We start from the raw sequence: 1,477 nt of genomic DNA, 5'->3' as shown, positions 1-1,477 counted from the left end.
CATTGGGGGAGCCGGTCAGCAGTGCGCCACTGGGCGGGCCGATACTGTCCACCATTTTGGTCACCGCCGAACTGGCGGCGCTGATGACATCGCCCAGCGCAAAGGTCGCCGCGCTGCCCAGTGCAATCACGGCAACGGTGGCTAATCCCCCCGTGCCGACTACCACAGCGGCAGCGGCGGCAAACACCGCCGCACCTATCAGCGCCCCGGTAATGGCTCCGGCCAGAGCACCGAGGAAGCTGGCATGTTTAATCGGGTCGCCTTCTCTGGCCGCTGCCGGGCCGGGAGCGCCCGATGGGGGCGCAACCGGGGCGGCATGTAACGCCCCCACTCGGGCAATCCGGGTAATAATCTCATCACCAAGTGACATATTTCACCTCCTGTCAACTCATCCGGCGGCCTGGAAGCTGTCGATAACCGCCAGTAACGCTTCGCGCTGGCCATCCGCAAAGGGAGCGGGTGAAGTCAGATTGAAGGTCAGCAACTGTGTGCCGCGGATTTGCAGCACTACGGTCTGGTACATGTCCCCTTCGGGGCTTTTCCACTGGTAGTCCAGCCGGCGGGCAGGTGCCTGGCTCAGGGTGATTTCGCTGCACTGGTGCTCCTGATAACCGGGCAGGTGCGTGCGAAACTGTGCCAGGGTCTGTTCATAATAAGCGGTGTTATCCATGCCGGCCGGAACGGGGGTGCGGCTGACCACCAGATTCATGCCGCTGTCATCTGGCAGCACAAATACGTTCATGGATTCATCCCGCCAGCTGGCCGGGATAGCCAGGGTGCCTTCATTCATCTGATACACTGTGTTTGTCATGCTGTTTTTCCGTGATTGATTGAAATCATGTCGTCAGGGGTGGCTGTTAATGGGGCAATACCGGTCAGTTCACATTGACCTGTTTGCCGTTAAGGGTGATATTAGCGCCCTGAATACTGATGTTGCCGGCACTGTCGAGCGTGATGCTGCCCCCGGCGGTGGCAATTTCGATACCGCCAGCCCGGGCCTGTATCTGGATGTTATTTTTGACGTTCAGCAGGCTGTCTTTTTCCACGGTGATTTGACGCAGGCCAGTGATAGCGCTGACTTCATTGCCTGTCACCTCTTTATGGCGGTCATTTCTGACGGACAGCACCTGATTATGGCCGATGCTTTCGGTGTGGTCGTTTATGACCCGGGTTTCGCGATTATTGCGCACCACGGTGGTCATGTCCTTCTGGGCATGCAAAGCCAGTTCTTCACTGCCTTTGGCATCCTCAAAGCGCAGTTCGTTATAGCCTTCGCCTTTGTGGGTTTTTGAGCGGAAGGCCATCTGGGTTTTGCTGCCCGGCAGGCTGCCCGGTGGGATGTTGCTGGCGTGATAGGTGCGCCCGGTGACAATCGGCTGGTCCGGGTCACCATCAAGAAAGTCCACCACCACTTCCTGACCAACACGCGGGATAGCCAGCATACCCCAGCCCTGACCGGCCCACGGTTGTGTGACCC

Annotated in this window: 3 protein-coding genes; all 3 read right to left on the bottom strand. The window is 58.8% G+C overall.

Annotation, left to right across the window (positions count from 1 at the left end; genetic code table 11):
- A partial coding sequence (locus tag C5471_RS24100) for a hypothetical protein (RefSeq protein WP_422630942.1) occupies positions 1–370 on the bottom strand: 370 nt, incomplete at its 3' end.
- An 18-nt stretch (positions 371–388) separates the two neighbouring features.
- The gene (locus C5471_RS23210; protein ID WP_133814271.1) at positions 389–811 is read right to left on the bottom strand and encodes a DUF1795 domain-containing protein; all 423 of its coding nucleotides are present in this window, start codon (positions 809–811) and stop codon (positions 389–391) included.
- 64 nt (positions 812–875) lie between these two features.
- The coding region (locus tag C5471_RS23205) for a type VI secretion system Vgr family protein (protein ID WP_166296571.1) at positions 876–1,477 on the bottom strand (602 nt) is incomplete at its 5' end.

This window comes from Photorhabdus tasmaniensis (assembly GCF_011189505.1).
GTDB lineage: Bacteria > Pseudomonadota > Gammaproteobacteria > Enterobacterales > Enterobacteriaceae > Photorhabdus > Photorhabdus tasmaniensis.
Note: the sequence above shows the minus strand (reverse complement) of the source record. Positions and strands in the feature narration are given on the sequence as shown.